Genomic DNA, 18,043 nt, shown 5'->3' on the forward strand with positions numbered 1-18,043 from the left:
ACAAAGATTCCTCTAAAAGGCAAAACATATTTACGACTACCAAGCCCTCGAATTCAATCAAGCCTTTTCAATATTCCCCGCCTCGGGGTATATGGATTAGAGTAAGTTCCTATCCCCGGGTTGCGGCCTCTCTTCAGAGCTCCGCTCTTCATGCGGCCTCCACCCGGGGTTACAATACCAATTACCCCACCGGGCTTAGGGTTTCTGGTTCAAGGTTCAATGTTTAAGGTTTTTTGACACAACCTGAAACCTTAAACTTTGAACCAACTGTTTCCTCCGGGGTTTGTATTTGCACCTGCGCAATCAGTAACCTCTCTCATCCAATGAATCGTCTAAGGCCTGGTTCACAATAGCATTGAGTGCTCGTTTCAACGAGATTCTTCGCTTTACCTCCCTGTCAGTCGGTTTCGCTCTGAATGACAGGCGGGGCGGGAATTCATCGACGGCGTATAACACCTCTTGCAGGATTCACACTTCTCACTACGCCGTCTCATCCTCTTACAGTAAAAGCGGCGTAAGACAAAACAGGATTCTACTGATGAATCTGAAACGCCGCGGATCATACACTCGCACCTGTCATCTCGAAGGAAGTGAGGGATCTCTTATTGGCAGGCATCTCATTATTGAGTACTTTCAAATACCTGTCTAACAATATCAATCATCCCACGGGATGAGATTGCCCAAGTGCAATCTTTTATTCTTCACCTGATCTGCCTGTCTGCCGAGAAGGCAGGTTCAAAATGTCAATTTTCAATAAATGTATATCACGCTGAGGTTTTTTTATTTAACCTGAGTTCGAGATAAAATGAATGAAAAGGCGTTTAAAAATTCCCCTCCTTACACATCGACCTGTCAAGGGCGAGAAGGAGCGGAGCGATAGATTCACGATTCTAATGTTGAATTCACGTTATTTCGTTTCTAACTCGTTGTCTCGTTCTGTTTTTTTGGGATTGAATAACTTTCATTTTCTAAAGAAAAAATGCGTGTCAGTGAGTCTTTACAGAAGCTTGGGTTCTCAACCAATAGAGAAATGATTCGTGTTCAAAATTAGATTGCCCGTCAATTCTTCACTATTATAGAAATGAATAGTAACTTTGGCGACTAAACAGTCAAATCCCCAATTTTGAAAAGAAAAGTTTCCGTTATTATTCCAGTTCTGAATGCAGCCGGCCTTCTTAAACGGGTGCTTACTTCCCTGTCTGAACAAACGTATCCGCAGGAGTTAATAGAAATAATAGTAGTAGATAACGGTTCATCAGACGATTCAGTTAAAGTTGCAAAATCATTTGATGTAAAGCTCGTCACTGAACTTAACAGGAAAAGTCCGTATGCAGCCCGTAACATTGGATTTGATCATGCAACAGGCTCAATGATAGCACTTACGGATGCAAACAAAATTCCCGACAAACATTGGATTGAGGAAGGAGTGGCCGCAATTGAAGCCAAAAACGCAGACCTTGCGGGTGGTCAGATCTCATTTGAGCTTGGGGAGAAAGCAAGCGCGTCCCAAATCTGTGATGCCGTTACATACAACAATAATCAATTTTTTGTGATTGAACAGAAGCGTTCAGCTGCAGGAAACCTGTTTTTTAAAAAGGAGTTGCTGGATGAAATCGGAACATTCCCGGATATATTTCGATCCGGAATGGATATTTGGTGGACGGCAAAAGCTGTTAATGCAGGTCATAAAATCGTTTTTGCTGAAAAATCTGTTGTTTACTGCCAACCCAGGGGGCTTAAATCTCTTCTCAAAAAATCCTGGAGAGTGGGTGTACTCCACCCCGTGATATTTCAGCAGCAGGGGAGATCCCTCTTTTATATTCTTGGACAGACATTTCGTACATTTGCACCACCAAAAGTGCATGAGTTACGGCAAAAGTTGCAAAAAATTCAACATCCCTATTCACTGGCGAATGTATGGTGGGTTGCATGGCTTAACAAAATAATGATGGGTTTCGGCCGCATCCGGGGACTTTCAAATTTGAGCAAACAGATTGACGTACCTCCTGAAAATAAGGTTTGAATAGATCTTTATGAAGATTGGATATATTTATTACACCTTTTATCCCGTTACGGGCGGAGCATCAGTTCACGGGTTCAATCTTGCAAAAGAGCTCTACCAACAAGGGCACGAACTATTTAAAATTAACGGCGCACCCGATCCATATACACACCGTCTTAAGAACCCGGTAAGCGGTTTGTTTTGGATCATGGGTAATTGCGACCTGGTCTATATCCGCATGGATTATTTTCTCTATTTAAGGAATTTTGTTTCCATCCTGGCACTGTTGATGCGTAAAAAATTTGTTGTGGAACTGAATAACCCATCAGATGAACTGCACCTTTTTGGCCGCGGTCAAAGATATATTGGATTCGCAGACAAGATCATGTCAAAGATTCTCCAAAGGGCGGATGCGATCATCACAGTAAGTGAGCCGTTAAAAAATTATTGTGAAGAAGCCCTTTCACTCAAAAATGTGCACATTATTGAAAATGGTGGAGAATTATTTGATGGAGATACGGATGCAGTAAGCAGGGAAGTCGTAGAGAATATCAAAGAGATCCAGGAAGATTATTCCAAAATTGTGGTGTGGTCCGGTTCGGCAAATAACATGCAGGACCTCGAAAAAATGGAGGAGATTGCAAAATCGCAGCGAAAGAAATCTGCTGTAATTTTAATCATCAAAGAGGATCCTCAAATAAATACTTTGCCTGAAACAAAAGAAAACCTGTTTGTTTTTAAGAATTTACATCGGGAGGAGGTGAAATATATCATTTCCAATTCCGATATTGGTTTGGCACTTTACAGGGATTACCCGTGGTCGCGCTGGGGATTTTATAACAGTTCGCTGAAAATATATGAGTATTTGAACAACGGATTATTAACCATCACCAACACAGAAGGAACTGAGGTTCAAAAATCATATCCTAATTTTCGGTCTGCCAAAAAAAACGAGGATATTATAAGATGGATCGATCAGTACGAAGGAGGTACTTTTGAGATTCAGAATCCCCGCACTTGGAGCATTGTGGCCGAAGAGACCTCCCAAATATTAGAGCAGGTTTTCAACCGATGATGAAAATAACACACAAGCAGGTTAAAGAGTGGCTGTTTTTACTGCCGTTTTTCTTGTATGAGGATATGGTATTGTCCGCCATCATGTTGGTGTTGGGATTTGCACTCCTGAAATATGAGAAGATAGACCATGCAATTTCCGAGCTCGAGTGGCGGGAGTATCTCTTCTTTATCTACATGTTCCACATGATGTTTGGCGAGCGCGATTTTGCGTATGTGGGATTTGAACCGCTCTTTATCACGGAGATTGTCATTTTTGCGCTCGCAGTATCCTATGCAAGGGATCTGTTAAAAATCAGGAAAACGCTTTTTGTCTATTACCTGGTGGTGTTGATTGGCCTGGCTTTTGCTTTTCTCTACTTCCCTGCAAACCAGTTGGATGCTATCCGCGATTCCTTCATGCTGGTTTACGCCATTTGGGTGCCCATCGTTTATCACGTATTCAGAAGTGAAAAGCATTACGACCTCTTCTTTGTATTGTTGAAACTCTTTATTGTTCTGAAAGCGGTGTCTTATTTCTATGAAGCGGTTTTGATTCTCGCCGGAATGCGCAGCCTCTCCTTTGAAGGATTCCGATTTGGCGTAGGTTATATCGTGCCCTCACTAATTGTGATTACAATTTTCCTGCCGCTCAAATATATCGACTTCAAGTACAAACTGGTTGCCCTGGTGATGATCCCGGCTGTATTCACCATGTTCCACAGGTCACTTTTTGTTGGAATTACACTGGCTATTCTATTGATGTTTGCCATCGGCAGTAATCTCACCAGGCGCAAGATCGTGACATACGGGATGATAAGTTTGACTCTTATGATTGCCTTCTTGTTCTACTACAACTCTGTGGTGGATGTAAATCTTTTCCAAATTCTTGAAACGAAAACCTCTCTCGAAGAGGGAAATATTAACTATCGATTTCTCTCGTGGCAGCATGTTTTAGATAAATTTTACGAACACTATATCCTGGGATTTGGGGTGGGGAGGCCTCTTTTCTTCTCGCAATACAATATATTTTACAGCACTGTAGAGATGACTTATTTTCAAATCAGGGACCTGGAGGGAAATGCTCAGCCGCATAATTCGTACCTGAATATGCTGGCAAGGTTTGGCGTACTTCTCTTTCCAATTTTGATGTACGCAATTCTGAAACCGTTAAAAAAGATACCCGAATTCCTGAATATTAAGAGAAAAGGCGGAGACCATGCCTACTCCAAATTCCTGTTTTTAATGGCGTTTTTAATCATCATGTATGTTTGGGCATTTTTTAATGTAGTCCTTGAAGGGCCTCATCATTCATTCCATTTTTGGCTTGCTACCGGTATGATTTTAAGTTTTGGCCGTGCGGGTAATTTTTCAAAAAAATATGTCCGCATTCGGAAAACCACTCCGGGCTCATGAATATCCTCCAGGTTCACAACAGGTATAAAATAACGGGTGGCGAGTGGACGGTCCTGAACCAGGAGTATGATCTCCTTAAAAGAGAGCATACAGTTGACCAGTTGATTGTAGACAACACGAAGGAGCTCGACACTCTTTTCAACAAGCTGAAGCTGATTTTTACCACTCATTATAATCGAAAGTCCAGGGAGTTGGTTCGGGAGAAGATTCGGAAAACAGGGGCAGAGATCATGCATGTTCACAATTTTTTCCCGCTGTTGAGCCCTTCCATTTTCGAAGCCTCTCTGGAAGAGGGAGTGCCATCCGTGATGACACTGCATAATTACAGGCTGATTTACCCGAATGGGTATTTGATGCACGATGGAAAGATCGATGAACGCACTATTCACGGAAGTGCTTACTCATGTGTATTGGAGGGCGTCTACAGAAACTCTATGCTTCAGACAGCTGTAGTCGCTCATATGATTGAATATCACAGGAAAAGAGATACATGGGCAAATAAAGTTGACTGCCTTATATGCCTGACCGAGTTCGCAAAGGCCAAGTTTGTGGAAGCCGGAATTCCGGGAGAGAAAATGAGAGTAAAACCCAATTTTGTAGATGATGCTTTTCGCGGACTAAACCTATCTGAGATGATTGATCAGAAGGATGATTACTACCTGTTTATTGGCCGAATCAGTGAGGAGAAGGGGATTCGCACCCTCGTGAACGTGTGGAATACATGGAAAAGTGCTACCTCCCCTCAACTGTTTATTCTCGGTGAAGGGCCGCTTAAAAAGGAGCTGCAAAAAAAATCGCAAGAGAACACTAAAATTTCGTGGCTCGGTTTCGTGGAAAGGGCCCGGGTGCTTGAAATCCTTTCGAAGGCCAAAGCGTTGATATTTCCCTCAGAATGGTACGAGGGAATGCCGATGACGATCCTTGAGGCGTACTCAGCAGCCACGCCCGTAATCTCAACAAATATTGGCAGCCAGGGAGAGATTGTTCATCATAACAGAACAGGCCTGCATTTTGAGGCCGGAAAAGAGCAAAGCCTGGTTGAAACGCTGGAACATTTTGAATCGATGAATGAAGAACACAAGGGTATGAGTTTGGCCGCCCGGAGGGAATACGAGGAAAAATATACCCCGGAAGTGAATCGCGAGAAGCTGCTTTCCATATATAGGGAGTTTGTCAAGAATACCTGACAAATCTGAATTTTATTTTACTCAAAATTTTCAGAATTTGACCTATCAGAATTATAACAGATTCAATAAGTATCATCTGCAAGTTTTTAATAAACTTGACGCACCAAAGAGTGTCTGCATTTATTGAATAGAATCATCAAAACAAATACACTTTATGGGAAAACAGAAAAAAGCACTGGTTTGTGGAGCCGGAGGATTCATCGGAGGACATCTTGTCAATCGGTTAAAAGAGGAAGGATATTGGGTGAGAGGTGTAGACCTCAAAGAGAATGAATTCGGAAATATGAACGCCGATGAGTTTATTATTGGTGATCTCCGGGATGCAGATGTCGTTGAAAAAGTTGTTACTTCTGACCTGGATGAAGTGTACCAGTTAGCGGCCGATATGGGAGGGGCAGGGTTTGTGTTTACGGGTGATAACGACTCCGACATTATGCACAACAGCGCGCTCTGTAATCTGCATGTGATTGAAGAGATCAAGAAAAAAGGGATTGAAAAATCTTTTTACTCCTCCTCGGCCTGTATCTACCCGGAAAGAAATCAATTGGATCCGGATAATCCGATGTGTTCGGAAGACAGCGCATATCCTGCAGATCCGGACAGTGAATACGGCTGGGAAAAATTATTTAGTGAACGGCTGTATCTCACCTATCGTCGCAATCACAACATCGATGCGAAAATTGCAAGATTTCACAACATCTTTGGCCCACAGGGAACCTGGGAGGGAGGACGCGAGAAAGCTCCCGCTGCTATCTGTCGGAAAGTAGCCGAAGCCGAAGAGGGTGGATCTGTTGAAGTGTGGGGTGATGGCAAGCAAACACGTTCATTCTTAATTGTTGATGAATGTGTTGAAGGTATCCGCCGATTGATGGAATCTGATTTTTCCGGGCCTGTAAATATAGGTTCGGATGAGATGATATCGATCCAGGATTTTACCAAAATGGTGATTGATATTTCAGGAAAAGACCTGTCCATAAAAAATATTGAAGGACCGGAGGGGGTAAAAGGCCGCAATTCAGATAACCAATTGATTGATGAGAAATTGGGATGGGCTCCGTCCAAGCCGCTCCGTGAAGGTGTTGAAAAAACATACCAGTGGATTTTGGATCAGATACGGCAGCGAGAAACTGTGGATGCGTAATCACTTTATTCCTTGATTCTGTCGCCGCTTTATGCCATCGGCTTGCTTTTAAAATTTAGTTAATCCCGTTACATGAGAGATGATTATATCATAGAGATCCTTGGGATTCAGATGTATAACAGGGATCTGGACACATTTGTGAATCATGCTCTCGAAATTATTTCGGATGAACAGCCAAGAGAGAACCGATGTATCAGTGCCACGGGAGCACATGGTATCATTCATGCAAAAAAGAATGAAGTTTTCAGGGAGACCCTCAACAGTTTTTATTCAAATCTGCCGGACGGTATGCCCGGCGTATGGGTAGGCAGGGGAAAGGGAGCGAAAGATATGAAGCGCTGTTATGGGCCGGATCTCTTTGCGAAATTCATGAAAAAATCAGTGAAAAGTGATGTAGGGCATTTTCTATGTGGCGGAAAAGAGGGGGTTGCAGAAAAACTCAAAAAAGCCTGCGGTATAAAATTCGGGAATCAAAACATCGTGGGAACTTACTGTCCGCCCTTCAAGAAGATTGATGAATATGATTATGAAATGATTGCAGAGGAGATCAATAAATCCGGGGCAGATGTTGTTTGGATTGGAATCAGCACACCGAAACAGGAGAAATTTGCGAAGAGATTATCGGAACACACAGATGTTCATTTCCTAATTACAGTTGGAGCAGCATTCGATTTTCATATCGGTGAACTCCGACAGGCCCCAAGCTGGATGCAAAAAGCAGGCATGGAGTGGTTGTTCAGGTTGATAGCAGAACCTCGTCGCTTATACCGCCGATACCTGGAGATAGTACCCGCATTCCTTTTTTATGGTATTAAAGATGTGATTACACACAAAAGATCACACCGCACTAAGAGTTAGAGTATAGGTTCACATTTGTACAAACCGATTTTGAGGGAACAGAAATGTCGCTTCTGACTGGGATTCAACCTGCACTTTTTTAAAATGGAAATAGGGCACAAGTGAGTCAACTACGCCAGCAGGCTTCGTTGACCGAGGACGCTTCCCTTAACACAGTACCATGCGCCAGATGGTGAATGGATTCCTTAACTGATGGAATAGAAGCTGGAGTTTAGGAACGAGTAAACACATGGATTGCACTTGTGCAATCTCACACTCCAAAGGAGTGTAATCTCAATAGCCCGCGGCAAAAACCGGAACAACGTGAACGGTTTGCAGCCGTGGGGATTGGTGTAGGGTACAAAAAACCCCGAGGCGATGGATATTGAAAAAGCAGGAGATTATTCGAATACTATGACCAAATCAAGTGGTTTAGGCAGATTTTTTCCATTTATGTTCATTTTTCTCAATATAGCCGGGGTCGTATTCTGCACGGTTATTCCACATGGCACAATACAGCCGAATCAATTTATTTATAATATTATTGATGACCAACAGATGCTCTTTTCCTTCGGCCCGTTTTTCCTGGTAATACGTTCGGTAATGCGGGTAATGAGTTTTCGCGCTCAGGGCGGCTTGGTGCATCACTCGTCTGACTTCAGAATTGCCAAATCCGCTGCTCTGCTCGGCGCGCTTTACCGAACTGCCGGATTGGTGAGGATGGGGTGCAAACCCAAAGCGGGAGGAAATCTTGCGAGCATCCAGGGTTTGCCGGCCAGCAAACAGGCTCAGCCATAATGGGCCCAGAACCTTTCCTATTCCCGGTGCGGTGCGCATGATCTGGTACCGGTTCTTTATAGCCGTGTCCTGGTTGATCAGCTCTTTGGTACGGGCTTCGATCTCGGTGATATGCTCGGTGAGCAGGCCGACTTGTTGGGTCCACATATCCATAAGCCGATCCATGTCAGCATCGTGGATATCGGCTTCGGTGAGTTTGCTTCTCAGAGCTGCCCGTTGGTCCACCATGGCCCGTCGTTCGGCCTGGAGTCGCTTTATTTGTCCTATGGCTGGCTTTGGAGCCTTGGTTAAGGAAAGTTTATCGCTGAAGCGAATGCCGTAGTCTGCCAAATCTTCGGCGTCAAAGGCATCGGTCTTGCGATGGTGTTCGTTCCCCACCTTTTTCAACGCTGTGGTTTTTACTACCGCATGAGCCCACTGGTTGGTGTGGTCCACCGAAGCAGGTGCTCCCCATAGCGGCCGGTATGTTCACTGATAAGCTTTGTTTGAGATGGATCGGCTCCGTGATCGCTCAGCCAGCCGGCCAGTTGCTCAAATCCCTTGTCGGTATTGGGTACCTGATGGTTATAGCCAAGGTCTGTTTGTCGATCCAATAAAAAACAATCGAGCTGTTTTTTTGAAATATCGATGCCAACAATAAAACGCCATGTAATTGTAATTTTCATGATTATTCAGCTATTTTATGATTTATACGTTCAATGAATAAGCTGCCGAGTAGTTATCATCCCGCCTCTTTTATGAAGGTGTTCTTCCCATACTATTTGGGCTAAGATAACTACCTGCCCTCAACAGGTTTTCGATTCGAATCATGGGTTTTACCCAAAGGGGTAGAGAGGTTACCTGTCGAGGTTCGGTAGCTTTATTTGTTGATTTAAACCAACAAAACTTTTCGCAAGAAGTCTAAAAGAGGGGTAGCGCGAATAATTAATCATTGATTCCTCAACTGGTGGAATGGAAGCTGGAGCTTCCTGAGAGCGTTACCAAGCAAGAGCTTGGGAACGAGTAAAATCCATTCCACCAAGGTACAAATTCAGGCCGAACTGACAATGGGTTTGAAATTATGCGGATTGGATTATTTATAATATTTTAAAACCTATGAAAATTGCCTTTATATATTTAATCTAAAAGTATAAGTAAACAGGACGAGAGTTACGTTCATCAACAGGTTTTATTGAGAAAAAAAGAACGGCATGTCAGTAAACAAAAATGATACGATTTTTGTAGCGGGTCACCGGGGAATGGTTGGCTCTGCTATTTACAGGAAGCTTCAGAATGAGGGGTTTACAAATCTACTTACCCAAACCCGAGAGGAGTTGGATCTTCGCAACCAGGATGCGGTCTATCGCTTTTTTGAGAAAGAAAAACCCGATGTGGTTATCATCGCTGCGGCAAAAGTGGGTGGTATCCTGGCGAATGATCGATATCCATACTCATTTCTGCATGAGAACCTTATTATTGAGGATAACCTCATTCATGCATCTCATAGCAATGGGGCTGAAAAGCTGATATTCCTGGGCAGTTCCTGTATCTATCCAAAATTTGCAGATCAGCCCATAAGCGAAGATTCTCTTCTGACCGACGTACTTGAGCCTACAAATCAATGGTATGCAATTGCAAAAATAGCCGGCGTTAAACTGGTTGAATCACTAAGGATTCAATATGACAGGGATTACATATCGCTGATGCCGACAAACCTGTATGGCCCGGGAGATAATTTTGACCTTGAGACCTCTCATGTATTACCAGCCATGCTTCGGAAATTTCATGAAGCAGCTACGAATAATCATGAACCTGTAACACTTTGGGGTACGGGAAGTCCGATGCGGGAATTTTTACATGTAGATGATTTTGCAGACGCAGTCTCATTTGTTTTAAGAAACAAAATGGATCATCATCTATATAATATCGGGACCGGAAAAGATATTACAATTGCAAACTTAGCTAAAAAAATTCAAGCGATTACCGGCCATGAAGGTGAGATTATATGGGATACTGACAAACCCGACGGAACACCCCGGAAACTCCTGGATGTAACCAAGATGGCCAATGAAGGTTGGACCCATAATATCGGTTTGGATGAAGGTATTCAGAAAACCTATCAATGGTTTGAAAATAATATTGAGAATATTCGGGAAGTCGATATGAGCTGATTCCCGCTAAATCAGTGTCTATTGCAACTTAACATGATATAATTCGAATGCTTTATACGCATTATTTGTAATCTTATCATTATAATTTTGCGTTCAAAATTGAAGTCAAATATTGTTAAGTTTTTATGATATCTTAGTATTTGAATAGTGTTTTTTTAATTGTAAAAAACAGACAAACGAAGTAAGTTTATTTTTTCAAAAAATTACGTGGCTAGAAAAGCTATTTTGTAATGGATATATCGATCAACGAAATTCAAACCGTAAGAGAAAAACTCCAGCAAGAGTCAGAAAATGGCTATGCGAATGGGTTTGATTCTCATGAAAACGGTTATATGTTGTCGACTTACAAAAACCTGAAGGTAAGGCAATACAAAGGAAAGCGGGTATTAGATCTTACGATCGGTTTTGTTGCATTGATTTTCTGCCTGATTCTCTTTCCTTTCATTGCTCTTGGCATCAAGTTGTCGTCTAAAGGCCCTGTATTTTTTAAGCAAACCCGAACCGGAAAAAATGGGATTACATTTACCTGTTACAAGTTTCGAACGATGAAAAAATCATCCAAAAAAGCAACGAACGGCCGCCCGGATATTACCATAGAAGGGGATGAGCGAATTTTTCCGTTCGGCCGGCTTCTTCGGCTTATAAATCTCGACGAACTGCCGCAAATCATTAATGTATTGAAAGGGGATATGAGTTTGGTAGGTCCACGGCCCTATCCGGTGGATGAGTGTTCATACTGGAATTCGACGTTTGATGATTTTTTCTATCGCTATGCAGTAAAACCGGGAATTACCGGCTTTTCTCAGGTGAAAGGGTACAGGGGCGGTACGTATAGTATTGAGCATATGAGAAAAAGGACGGATTACGACCTTATTTATGTGCAAAAAAATACTTTTTTTATGGATCTATACATCATCATGAAAACGGTTACCAAGATGATCAATTTAGATACCAACGCTCACTAAACTCCATTAATCAAATCAATCTTACAGTACTTTAAGAATTATACAATACACGACGATAATCACATGAAAAAAGTCTTTTCTCTATTTCTACTGATACTTATCTCTTCCCTGTTTTTCCTTCCCCAACATTCAACAGCACAGGTTGCCAATTTTGGGATGGGGAATATTCAGAATGTAAATGTGAATAACCTGACAGATGATCAGTTACGTAATTTCTATCAGCAGATGCAAGCGCAGGGGCTTACAGCCGAGCAGGTAGGAAGTATTGCACGGGCAAGAGGTATGCCTGCAAATCAGGCGTCACAGCTGGTAACACGCTTAAACCAGCTTTCAAGTACACAAGCAACAGGAGGTGAAACAACTACTTCCGGTACTCAAACCCGTCAAGGGCAAGGTTCAGCCGAATTGCTCTATCCTCAACGATCTCTCCAGGAGCAAAGTTTACTTCTCTCAGAGCTGCAAAGACTTGTAGAAGAGAGAAATGAAGAAGACCTTATGGATCAACTCGAATTGATTATTGAAGAGGGGTTCCCGGTTTTTGGTGAGGCGATGTTTACGGGGGCATCACAAACATTTGAACCGTCACTGAATATCCCAACACCGGTAGACTATGTTTTTGGTTCCGGCGATCAAATTGAGATTGAAGTTTGGGGAGCTGCAGAAGCGGAATATGTTTTAGAAGTGACTCCCTCCGGGAATATTAATATTCCAAATATCGGTCCTATTAATATCGGCGGTATGGTCTATCCGGAGGCAAGGACAAAAATCCTCAGAAATCTTCAGCAAATTTATTCCGGGATTAATCTCACTAATCCATCCCAGGGAAATACATTTGCCGATGTAACATTGGGAGATGTAAGAAGTATCAACGTGAGCGTAATTGGAGAAGTCCGTCAGCCGGGTTCGTATACAATCTCCTCATTAGCCACTATTTTTAACCTTCTCTATGCAGCCGGAGGCCCCAACCGTTCAGGTTCCTGGCGGGAAATCCAGGTGATTCGGGGTGATTCCATTGCTCATACGTTCGACATGTACGACTTGCTTGTTTATGGGAATCAGAAAGACAACATTCGCCTGCGGGACCAGGATGTTATTAAAATTCCTCCTTATATCAACAGGATAGAGTTAACAGGTGAGGTGAAACGGCCCGGACTTTTTGAATTAAAGGATGGAGAAACGCTGGCGGACCTTATGACGTACAGCGGCGGTTTTTCAGCAAATGCATATAAAGATCGGATTGTAGTTGACAGAAAAACTAGCATACAACGCAGTGTTTCGGATGTGAACTGGCCTGAAGGCGGTGATTTTGTCCTTCAGAATGGCGATGAAATCGAGATCGGAACTATTGTAGACAGGTATACCAACAGAGTAACCATTGAAGGGGCTGTTTATAAACCCGGCGAGTATGAACTTACCGATGGATTGACATTGAGTGAACTGATTCAAAAATCCCAGGGAGTTACGGAAGATGCATACCTTGAGCGGGGTATTATCTATAGGAACATGGATAACCTGATGCTTGAAAGCATCCCCTTTTCTGTTCGGGATATTTTACAGGGCAATTCAGAAGATATTCGTTTAAGGAGAAACGATATGATTCGCATCTCCTCCCGGTTTGACCTTAGAGAAACACTTACCATCTCAGTAAGAGGGGCTGTTAACAGCCCGGAGACATTTGAATACCTGGAAGGGATGACACTGCAGGATGCCATATTCATCGCTGATGGCTTGCGCGACGAAGCTGCTGCCTACAGGGTTGAAGTTGCACGCCGTGTTGCGGATGATGATACTCGAGTGAAAGTGAACCAGATTGCCAATGTATACGAATTTGAGATTGATGAAGATTTTGAGTTCAGCGGCAATGCCGGCGAGTTTGAACTTGAACCCTACGATATGGTATTCGTTCGAACGAAACCCAATTACCAGGAGCAGCTGACGGTTCGCATTGAGGGCGAAGTTCAATACCCCGGTGAATATGTGTTGGAGAGAAGAGATGCTAAACTGACCGACCTCGTTCGGCAAGCCGGTGGTTTATCTGATTTTGCATATCCTGAAGGCGCCTCCATGGATCGAATTTTAGAGATTACTGCTGAGCAGGTACAGGTGAGTTCCGGATCTGAACAACGAACGGATGCACTATCTGCTTTAAATTTGGAAAACGTAGACCTGGATCGTTTTGAAACGGTTAATGATACTACCTATACACCGGTGGGGATTCGTTTGGGTGATGCATTAGATACCCCAAGTGGAATCAATGATATACGACTGCAGGAGGGTGATATCATCCGGATTCCAAGAAACCTGAATACCGTTCGGGTTGAGGGAGGTGTCCTCTCACCGGTAACGATGCGTTATGTACCCGGAAGAGGGCTCCAGGACTATATCGATAATGCAGGAGGAACCACGGACCGTGGACAGAGGCACAGAGCTTATATTGTTTATGCAAATGGCGAAGTTGACCGGGTTCGACGCTTTCTATACATCAAGAACAACCCGAATGTGAGTCCCGGTGCAACAGTTATTGTTCCTGAAAAACCCCAGGCCCGTGAATTAACTCCACAGGAGCGAATAAGTCTCGCTTCCAGTATTGCATCAACGGCACTGTTGTTTGTAACACTCCTGGATAGAATTCAGAACAATTAATGGTTCAAACCGAGAAGCACCGAATCATATATGAATTGCATAGCAGAGTTTCTTTTTTGTGAATTCATGTAGGGATTTAGGCATCAAGACAGGCAAGAAATTGGATATCACGCATGATATCAGCCGAGTTTGATAGAGAATTGAAAAACTCCTGAAAGAACCTCCTCCTTACACCCACGACTTTTGAGGGAAAGTGGGAGGGGAGTTCAATATTGAATATTCAACTTTTGAATTCACGTTAATAAACGATCTCGGAGCAGACCCCCGGAAGTATTGTCTTAAAATCAATGACTTGTTTTGGTAGAATCTGCACTTATTGAGAAGTTTCCGCATCTTTCAATGGGGATTTTTTTGTTTTCCGACCCAGGGGATCGGGAAATTAAACCAACAGGGATTAAAACTGACGAGCAATAAACATTTTAAATAGTTTGTACCTATCTTTATCATTATCTATTTGATCTTCTGAACAGATCTCAATACATATTTTTATGAGCAACAATAAAACGGCTTTAATTACCGGCATAACCGGGCAAGATGGAGCATATTTAACAGAACTGCTCCTTGAGAAAGGTTATACCGTACACGGCATTAAGAGAAGAGCAAGTCTTTTTAACACGGAGCGGATCGATCACCTCTACGAGGACCCGCACGCGGAAGATCCCTCATTATTCCTTCATTACGGGGATATGACCGATTCCATGAATATCACCCGTATTATCCAGGAAACTCAACCCGATGAGATCTACAACCTGGCCGCGATGAGCCATGTACAGGTCAGTTTTGAAAAGCCTGAATACACGGCTAATGTCGACGGTGTCGGGACTCTCCGAATTCTCGAAGCGGTACGGCTTCTTGGAATGGAAAAGAAAACAAAAATCTACCAGGCATCTACCTCAGAACTTTATGGCAAGGTTCAGGAAGTGCCCCAGTCGGAAACCACACCGTTTTACCCACGATCGCCGTATGCGGCGGCCAAATTGTACGGATACTGGATTACAGTGAATTACCGGGAGGCGTATGATATGTTTGCCTGTAACGGGATCCTGTTTAATCATGAATCCCCGCGGCGAGGCGAAACATTTGTGACCCGGAAAATTACACGGGCAGCGGCCAAGATCGCCCTGGGACTTCAGAATAAACTCTACATTGGAAATATGGATGCCAAGAGAGACTGGGGCCATGCGATCGATTATGTGGAAGCGATGTGGTTGATATTGCAGCAGGAGGAACCGGAAGATTTTGTCATAGCCACCGGGAAAACCACATCAGTACGCGAGTTTGTTCAGCTTTCATTTGCCGAAGCCGGCATCAACGTCCGGTTCGAGGGGGAAGGGGTTGATGAAAAAGGAGTCATCGATTCAATCGATGAAGAGTTAGAAAATCTTTCCACATTTAACCTTCAACCGGGGGATGTCATTGTTCAGGTTGATCCAAGATATTTTCGGCCAACGGAAGTAGATCTGCTAATAGGAGATCCCACAAAAGCAAAGGAGAAGCTCGGTTGGGAACCTAAATACGATCTGAAATCCCTGGTTGAAGATATGGTTAGATCTGACCTGAAGTTGTTTAAAAAACAACAGACACTCCTTGATAACGGTTATGAGATTCTAAACCAGGCTGAATAGTAGGAATCAATTCCTGAATTATGAAACAAGCCGTCCGTCAAATATATCATCTGCTGCCGGAAGGAGATCTATTTAAGATCGGCATTCTGTTTGTTATGATGATTATCGCCTCCGTGATTACCCTGATAGGGGTCGGTACCGTACCGGTATTCGTCTCGGCGGTGATTGATGCCGATCGAATTCTGAACTACCCGGTTGTGGGTGAATTCCTCACGAGCATCAATGTAACAACTCCTCAAGAACTGGCTGTTTTTGGAGCATTTGCCCTCATCACCATCTACCTGTTTAAAAACTTGTTCATGCTTTTCTATAGCTACATGAACGGAAAATTTATGCTGAACCGGGTACTGTTTCTTCAAAACCGGATTTTCCGGGCATACATGAACTCTCCCTACACATTTTACATCAGCCGAAACTCTTCTGAACTCCTGAGAAATATCAATAGCGAGGTTACGAAAATTGTAAACGGAACACTGCAGCCGGCACTTTTGATCAGCCTGAATGTAATTACAACCGTAGTGGTGGTGACCGGGCTTGTTGTGGTTGAGCCGTTGATTACAGGATTGGGGATTATCTTTTTTGGCGGATTTGCCTTCTTGTTTCTTCGTTTGACAAAAAATGCCATCTCCCGGTATGGAAGTGAATCACTGGCTCACCGGAAATCGATGACAAAAGCGATTCTTGAAGGTTTACAAGGCTTTAAAGATGCAAAAGTTTTAAAACGAGAGGGATATTTTTTGAGTGAGTACAATCACCACGCACACAAGCATAAGGTGTACGACATTAAGAATATGATTCTGAATACCCTCCCGAGGCAAATTATTGAGATGCTGGCACTGAGCGGTATATTGTTTATTGCCGTGGTGATGGTTCTGCAGGGGCGGGAGGTCTCAACTATTGTACCGATGATTGCCCTTTTTGGTGCCGCCGTTATGAAATTAAAACCATCCATAAACTCCATTATCGGGGATGTAAATCGATTACGGTATAATATCTATTCTGTTGAGGCTGTATACGAGGATTTGACATACCTGGAGGAGCGATATGAGCAAGAAACGTCTCCCAGGTTAGGTGAGAAGCTGAGCTTAAATCATGAAATACGCCTCAAAAACCTTGATTATGCTTACCCGGATCAAAGCCAACCGGCTATTAAAAATATCGATATAACCATCCCTAAAAATAAAGCAGTGGCTTTTGTGGGGCCATCGGGAGTGGGAAAAACAACACTGGTTGATGTGATTCTCGGCTTACTGGTGCCCCAGAGAGGAACCATTACAGTAGATGGCCAGAACGTATTTTCAAACCTCGATGCCTGGCAGCGAAATATCGGCTACATCCCTCAATTTATTAACCTGCTCGATGACTCCATTCGCAGAAATATCTGCTTTGGAATCCCTGAAGATGAGGTAGATGAGGAGATGCTGCAGACAGCAATTGAGATCGCGCAGCTTAAAGATTTTCTTTCCACTCTGGATGACGGAGTTGAAACCGTGGTCGGAGAGAGGGGCGTACGACTTTCAGGGGGACAGCGACAACGGATTGGAATTGCAAGAGCACTCTATAATAACCCGCAGGTACTGGTGATGGACGAAGCCACTTCTGCTCTCGACAATATAACAGAGAGAGTTCTGATTAAAGCGATTGAACGGTTACGGGGCGACAGGACCATCATTATGATTGCTCACCGTTTAACCACCGTAAAAAACTGTGATACCATCTACATGATGAAAGATGGCGAGGTGATTGCAGATGGTGAATACGATGAACTGCTGGTAAACAGCAAAGAGTTCCGTGAGATGAGCCTTGTGGATGAAGTTTGATTACTGATTAAGTTACCATTTTCTGTTGTTTCCGGCCCCGGGAAACGTAAGATTTACAACAGTGCATGCCCGCCAATATGAGATCCCTCACAGTTTTCGGGAGTTAAAATGGATTGCACCTGTGCAATCGCACACTCCGGAGGAAAGAGTTGGTTCAAAGTTTAAGGTTTCAGGTTGTGTCAAACCTTAAACATTGAACCAGTAACCCCAAGCCCGGCGGGGTGATTGGTATTGTAACCCCGGGTGAAGGCCTGATGAAGAGCGGAGCTCTGAAGAGAGGCCGCAACCCGGGGATAGGAATGTAATCTAAACCATATACCCCGAGGCGGGGAATATTGAAAAGGCTTGATTGAATTCGAGGGCTTGGTAGTCGTAAATATGTTTTGCCTTTTAGAGGAATCTTTGT

At 43.4% G+C, this 18,043-nt stretch carries 13 protein-coding genes; 11 read left to right on the forward strand and 2 right to left on the reverse strand.

What is annotated here, in order from left to right; genetic code table 11:
* The first annotated feature begins 1,123 nt into the window (after positions 1-1,123).
* The 6 genes from L6773_RS20355 (at position 1,124) to L6773_RS20380 (ending at position 7,657) form a co-directional block, all read left to right on the forward strand.
* A complete protein-coding gene (locus L6773_RS20355; protein WP_237856490.1) occupies positions 1,124-2,023 on the forward strand; it encodes a glycosyltransferase family 2 protein in 900 nt (299 codons plus the stop codon).
* Positions 2,024-2,033: 10 nt separating this feature from the next.
* Positions 2,034-3,077, forward strand: coding sequence for a glycosyltransferase family protein (locus L6773_RS20360; protein ID WP_237856492.1), 1,044 nt, complete (start codon positions 2,034-2,036; stop codon positions 3,075-3,077).
* Positions 3,074-4,471 (forward strand): O-antigen ligase family protein, encoded by a 1,398-nt coding sequence (locus tag L6773_RS20365; RefSeq protein ID WP_237856494.1) that lies wholly within the window; start codon positions 3,074-3,076, stop codon positions 4,469-4,471. Before L6773_RS20360 ends, L6773_RS20365 begins: the two co-directional genes overlap by 4 nt.
* On the forward strand, positions 4,468-5,658 hold the full coding sequence (locus L6773_RS20370) for a glycosyltransferase family 4 protein (RefSeq protein WP_237856495.1): 1,191 nt from the start codon (positions 4,468-4,470) through the stop codon (positions 5,656-5,658). The genes L6773_RS20365 and L6773_RS20370 overlap by 4 nt, the downstream gene beginning before the upstream one ends.
* Before the next feature lie 154 nt (positions 5,659-5,812).
* Positions 5,813-6,799: an NAD-dependent epimerase/dehydratase family protein gene (locus L6773_RS20375; protein ID WP_237856496.1), complete on the forward strand. Its 987-nt coding sequence runs from the start codon at positions 5,813-5,815 to the stop codon at positions 6,797-6,799.
* Positions 6,800-6,871: 72 nt separating this feature from the next.
* Positions 6,872-7,657: a WecB/TagA/CpsF family glycosyltransferase gene (locus L6773_RS20380; protein WP_237856497.1), complete on the forward strand. Its 786-nt coding sequence runs from the start codon at positions 6,872-6,874 to the stop codon at positions 7,655-7,657.
* A gap of 411 nt (positions 7,658-8,068) precedes the next feature.
* On the opposite strand, the gene L6773_RS20385 is transcribed toward L6773_RS20380, so the two are convergent.
* Complete coding sequence (locus tag L6773_RS20385; protein ID WP_237856498.1) at positions 8,069-8,662, reverse strand: transposase; 594 nt, start codon at positions 8,660-8,662, stop codon at positions 8,069-8,071.
* A 173-nt stretch (positions 8,663-8,835) separates the two neighbouring features.
* Entirely contained in the window at positions 8,836-9,099 is a 264-nt protein-coding gene (locus L6773_RS20390) for an IS110 family transposase (RefSeq protein ID WP_237856499.1), read from the reverse strand.
* A 525-nt stretch (positions 9,100-9,624) separates the two neighbouring features.
* Here L6773_RS20390 and L6773_RS20395 point away from each other — a divergent pair.
* From L6773_RS20395 to L6773_RS20415, 5 genes are all read left to right on the forward strand, one after another.
* The gene (locus tag L6773_RS20395) at positions 9,625-10,584 is read left to right on the forward strand and encodes a GDP-L-fucose synthase family protein (RefSeq protein ID WP_237856500.1); all 960 of its coding nucleotides are present in this window, start codon (positions 9,625-9,627) and stop codon (positions 10,582-10,584) included.
* A 230-nt stretch (positions 10,585-10,814) separates the two neighbouring features.
* Positions 10,815-11,549 (forward strand): sugar transferase, encoded by a 735-nt coding sequence (locus tag L6773_RS20400; protein WP_237856501.1) that lies wholly within the window; start codon positions 10,815-10,817, stop codon positions 11,547-11,549.
* A 63-nt stretch (positions 11,550-11,612) separates the two neighbouring features.
* Positions 11,613-14,192 carry an SLBB domain-containing protein gene (locus L6773_RS20405; protein ID WP_237856504.1) on the forward strand — a complete coding sequence of 860 codons (2,580 nt, stop codon included), beginning with the start codon at positions 11,613-11,615 and terminating at the stop codon, positions 14,190-14,192.
* Positions 14,193-14,680: 488 nt separating this feature from the next.
* Positions 14,681-15,817, forward strand: a complete 1,137-nt coding sequence (gene gmd, locus L6773_RS20410) for a GDP-mannose 4,6-dehydratase (protein ID WP_237856506.1) — start codon at positions 14,681-14,683, stop codon at positions 15,815-15,817.
* Positions 15,818-15,837: 20 nt separating this feature from the next.
* Positions 15,838-17,637 (forward strand): ABC transporter ATP-binding protein, encoded by a 1,800-nt coding sequence (locus L6773_RS20415; RefSeq protein ID WP_237856507.1) that lies wholly within the window; start codon positions 15,838-15,840, stop codon positions 17,635-17,637.
* The last annotated feature ends 406 nt before the right edge of the window (positions 17,638-18,043 follow it).

It is taken from the genome of Rhodohalobacter sulfatireducens (assembly GCF_022012475.1).
In the GTDB taxonomy this organism is placed as follows: domain Bacteria; phylum Bacteroidota; class Rhodothermia; order Balneolales; family Balneolaceae; genus Rhodohalobacter; species Rhodohalobacter sulfatireducens.

What these genes read in the sequence shown, in the direction of transcription:
- L6773_RS20360 (WP_237856492.1), top strand. Translation starts at nt 2,034, where the DNA reads ATGAAGATTGGATATATTTATTACACCTTTTATCCCGTTACGGGCGGA.
- L6773_RS20365 (WP_237856494.1), top strand. Translation starts at nt 3,074, where the DNA reads ATGATGAAAATAACACACAAGCAGGTTAAAGAGTGGCTGTTTTTACTG.
- L6773_RS20370 (WP_237856495.1), top strand. Translation starts at nt 4,468, where the DNA reads ATGAATATCCTCCAGGTTCACAACAGGTATAAAATAACGGGTGGCGAG.
- L6773_RS20375 (WP_237856496.1), top strand. Translation starts at nt 5,813, where the DNA reads ATGGGAAAACAGAAAAAAGCACTGGTTTGTGGAGCCGGAGGATTCATC.
- L6773_RS20380 (WP_237856497.1), top strand. Translation starts at nt 6,872, where the DNA reads ATGAGAGATGATTATATCATAGAGATCCTTGGGATTCAGATGTATAAC.
- L6773_RS20385 (WP_237856498.1), bottom strand. Translation starts at nt 8,662, where the DNA reads ATGGTGGACCAACGGGCAGCTCTGAGAAGCAAACTCACCGAAGCCGAT.
- L6773_RS20390 (WP_237856499.1), bottom strand. Translation starts at nt 9,099, where the DNA reads ATGAAAATTACAATTACATGGCGTTTTATTGTTGGCATCGATATTTCA.
- L6773_RS20395 (WP_237856500.1), top strand. Translation starts at nt 9,625, where the DNA reads ATGTCAGTAAACAAAAATGATACGATTTTTGTAGCGGGTCACCGGGGA.
- L6773_RS20400 (WP_237856501.1), top strand. Translation starts at nt 10,815, where the DNA reads ATGGATATATCGATCAACGAAATTCAAACCGTAAGAGAAAAACTCCAG.
- L6773_RS20405 (WP_237856504.1), top strand. Translation starts at nt 11,613, where the DNA reads ATGAAAAAAGTCTTTTCTCTATTTCTACTGATACTTATCTCTTCCCTG.
- gmd (WP_237856506.1), top strand. Translation starts at nt 14,681, where the DNA reads ATGAGCAACAATAAAACGGCTTTAATTACCGGCATAACCGGGCAAGAT.
- L6773_RS20415 (WP_237856507.1), top strand. Translation starts at nt 15,838, where the DNA reads ATGAAACAAGCCGTCCGTCAAATATATCATCTGCTGCCGGAAGGAGAT.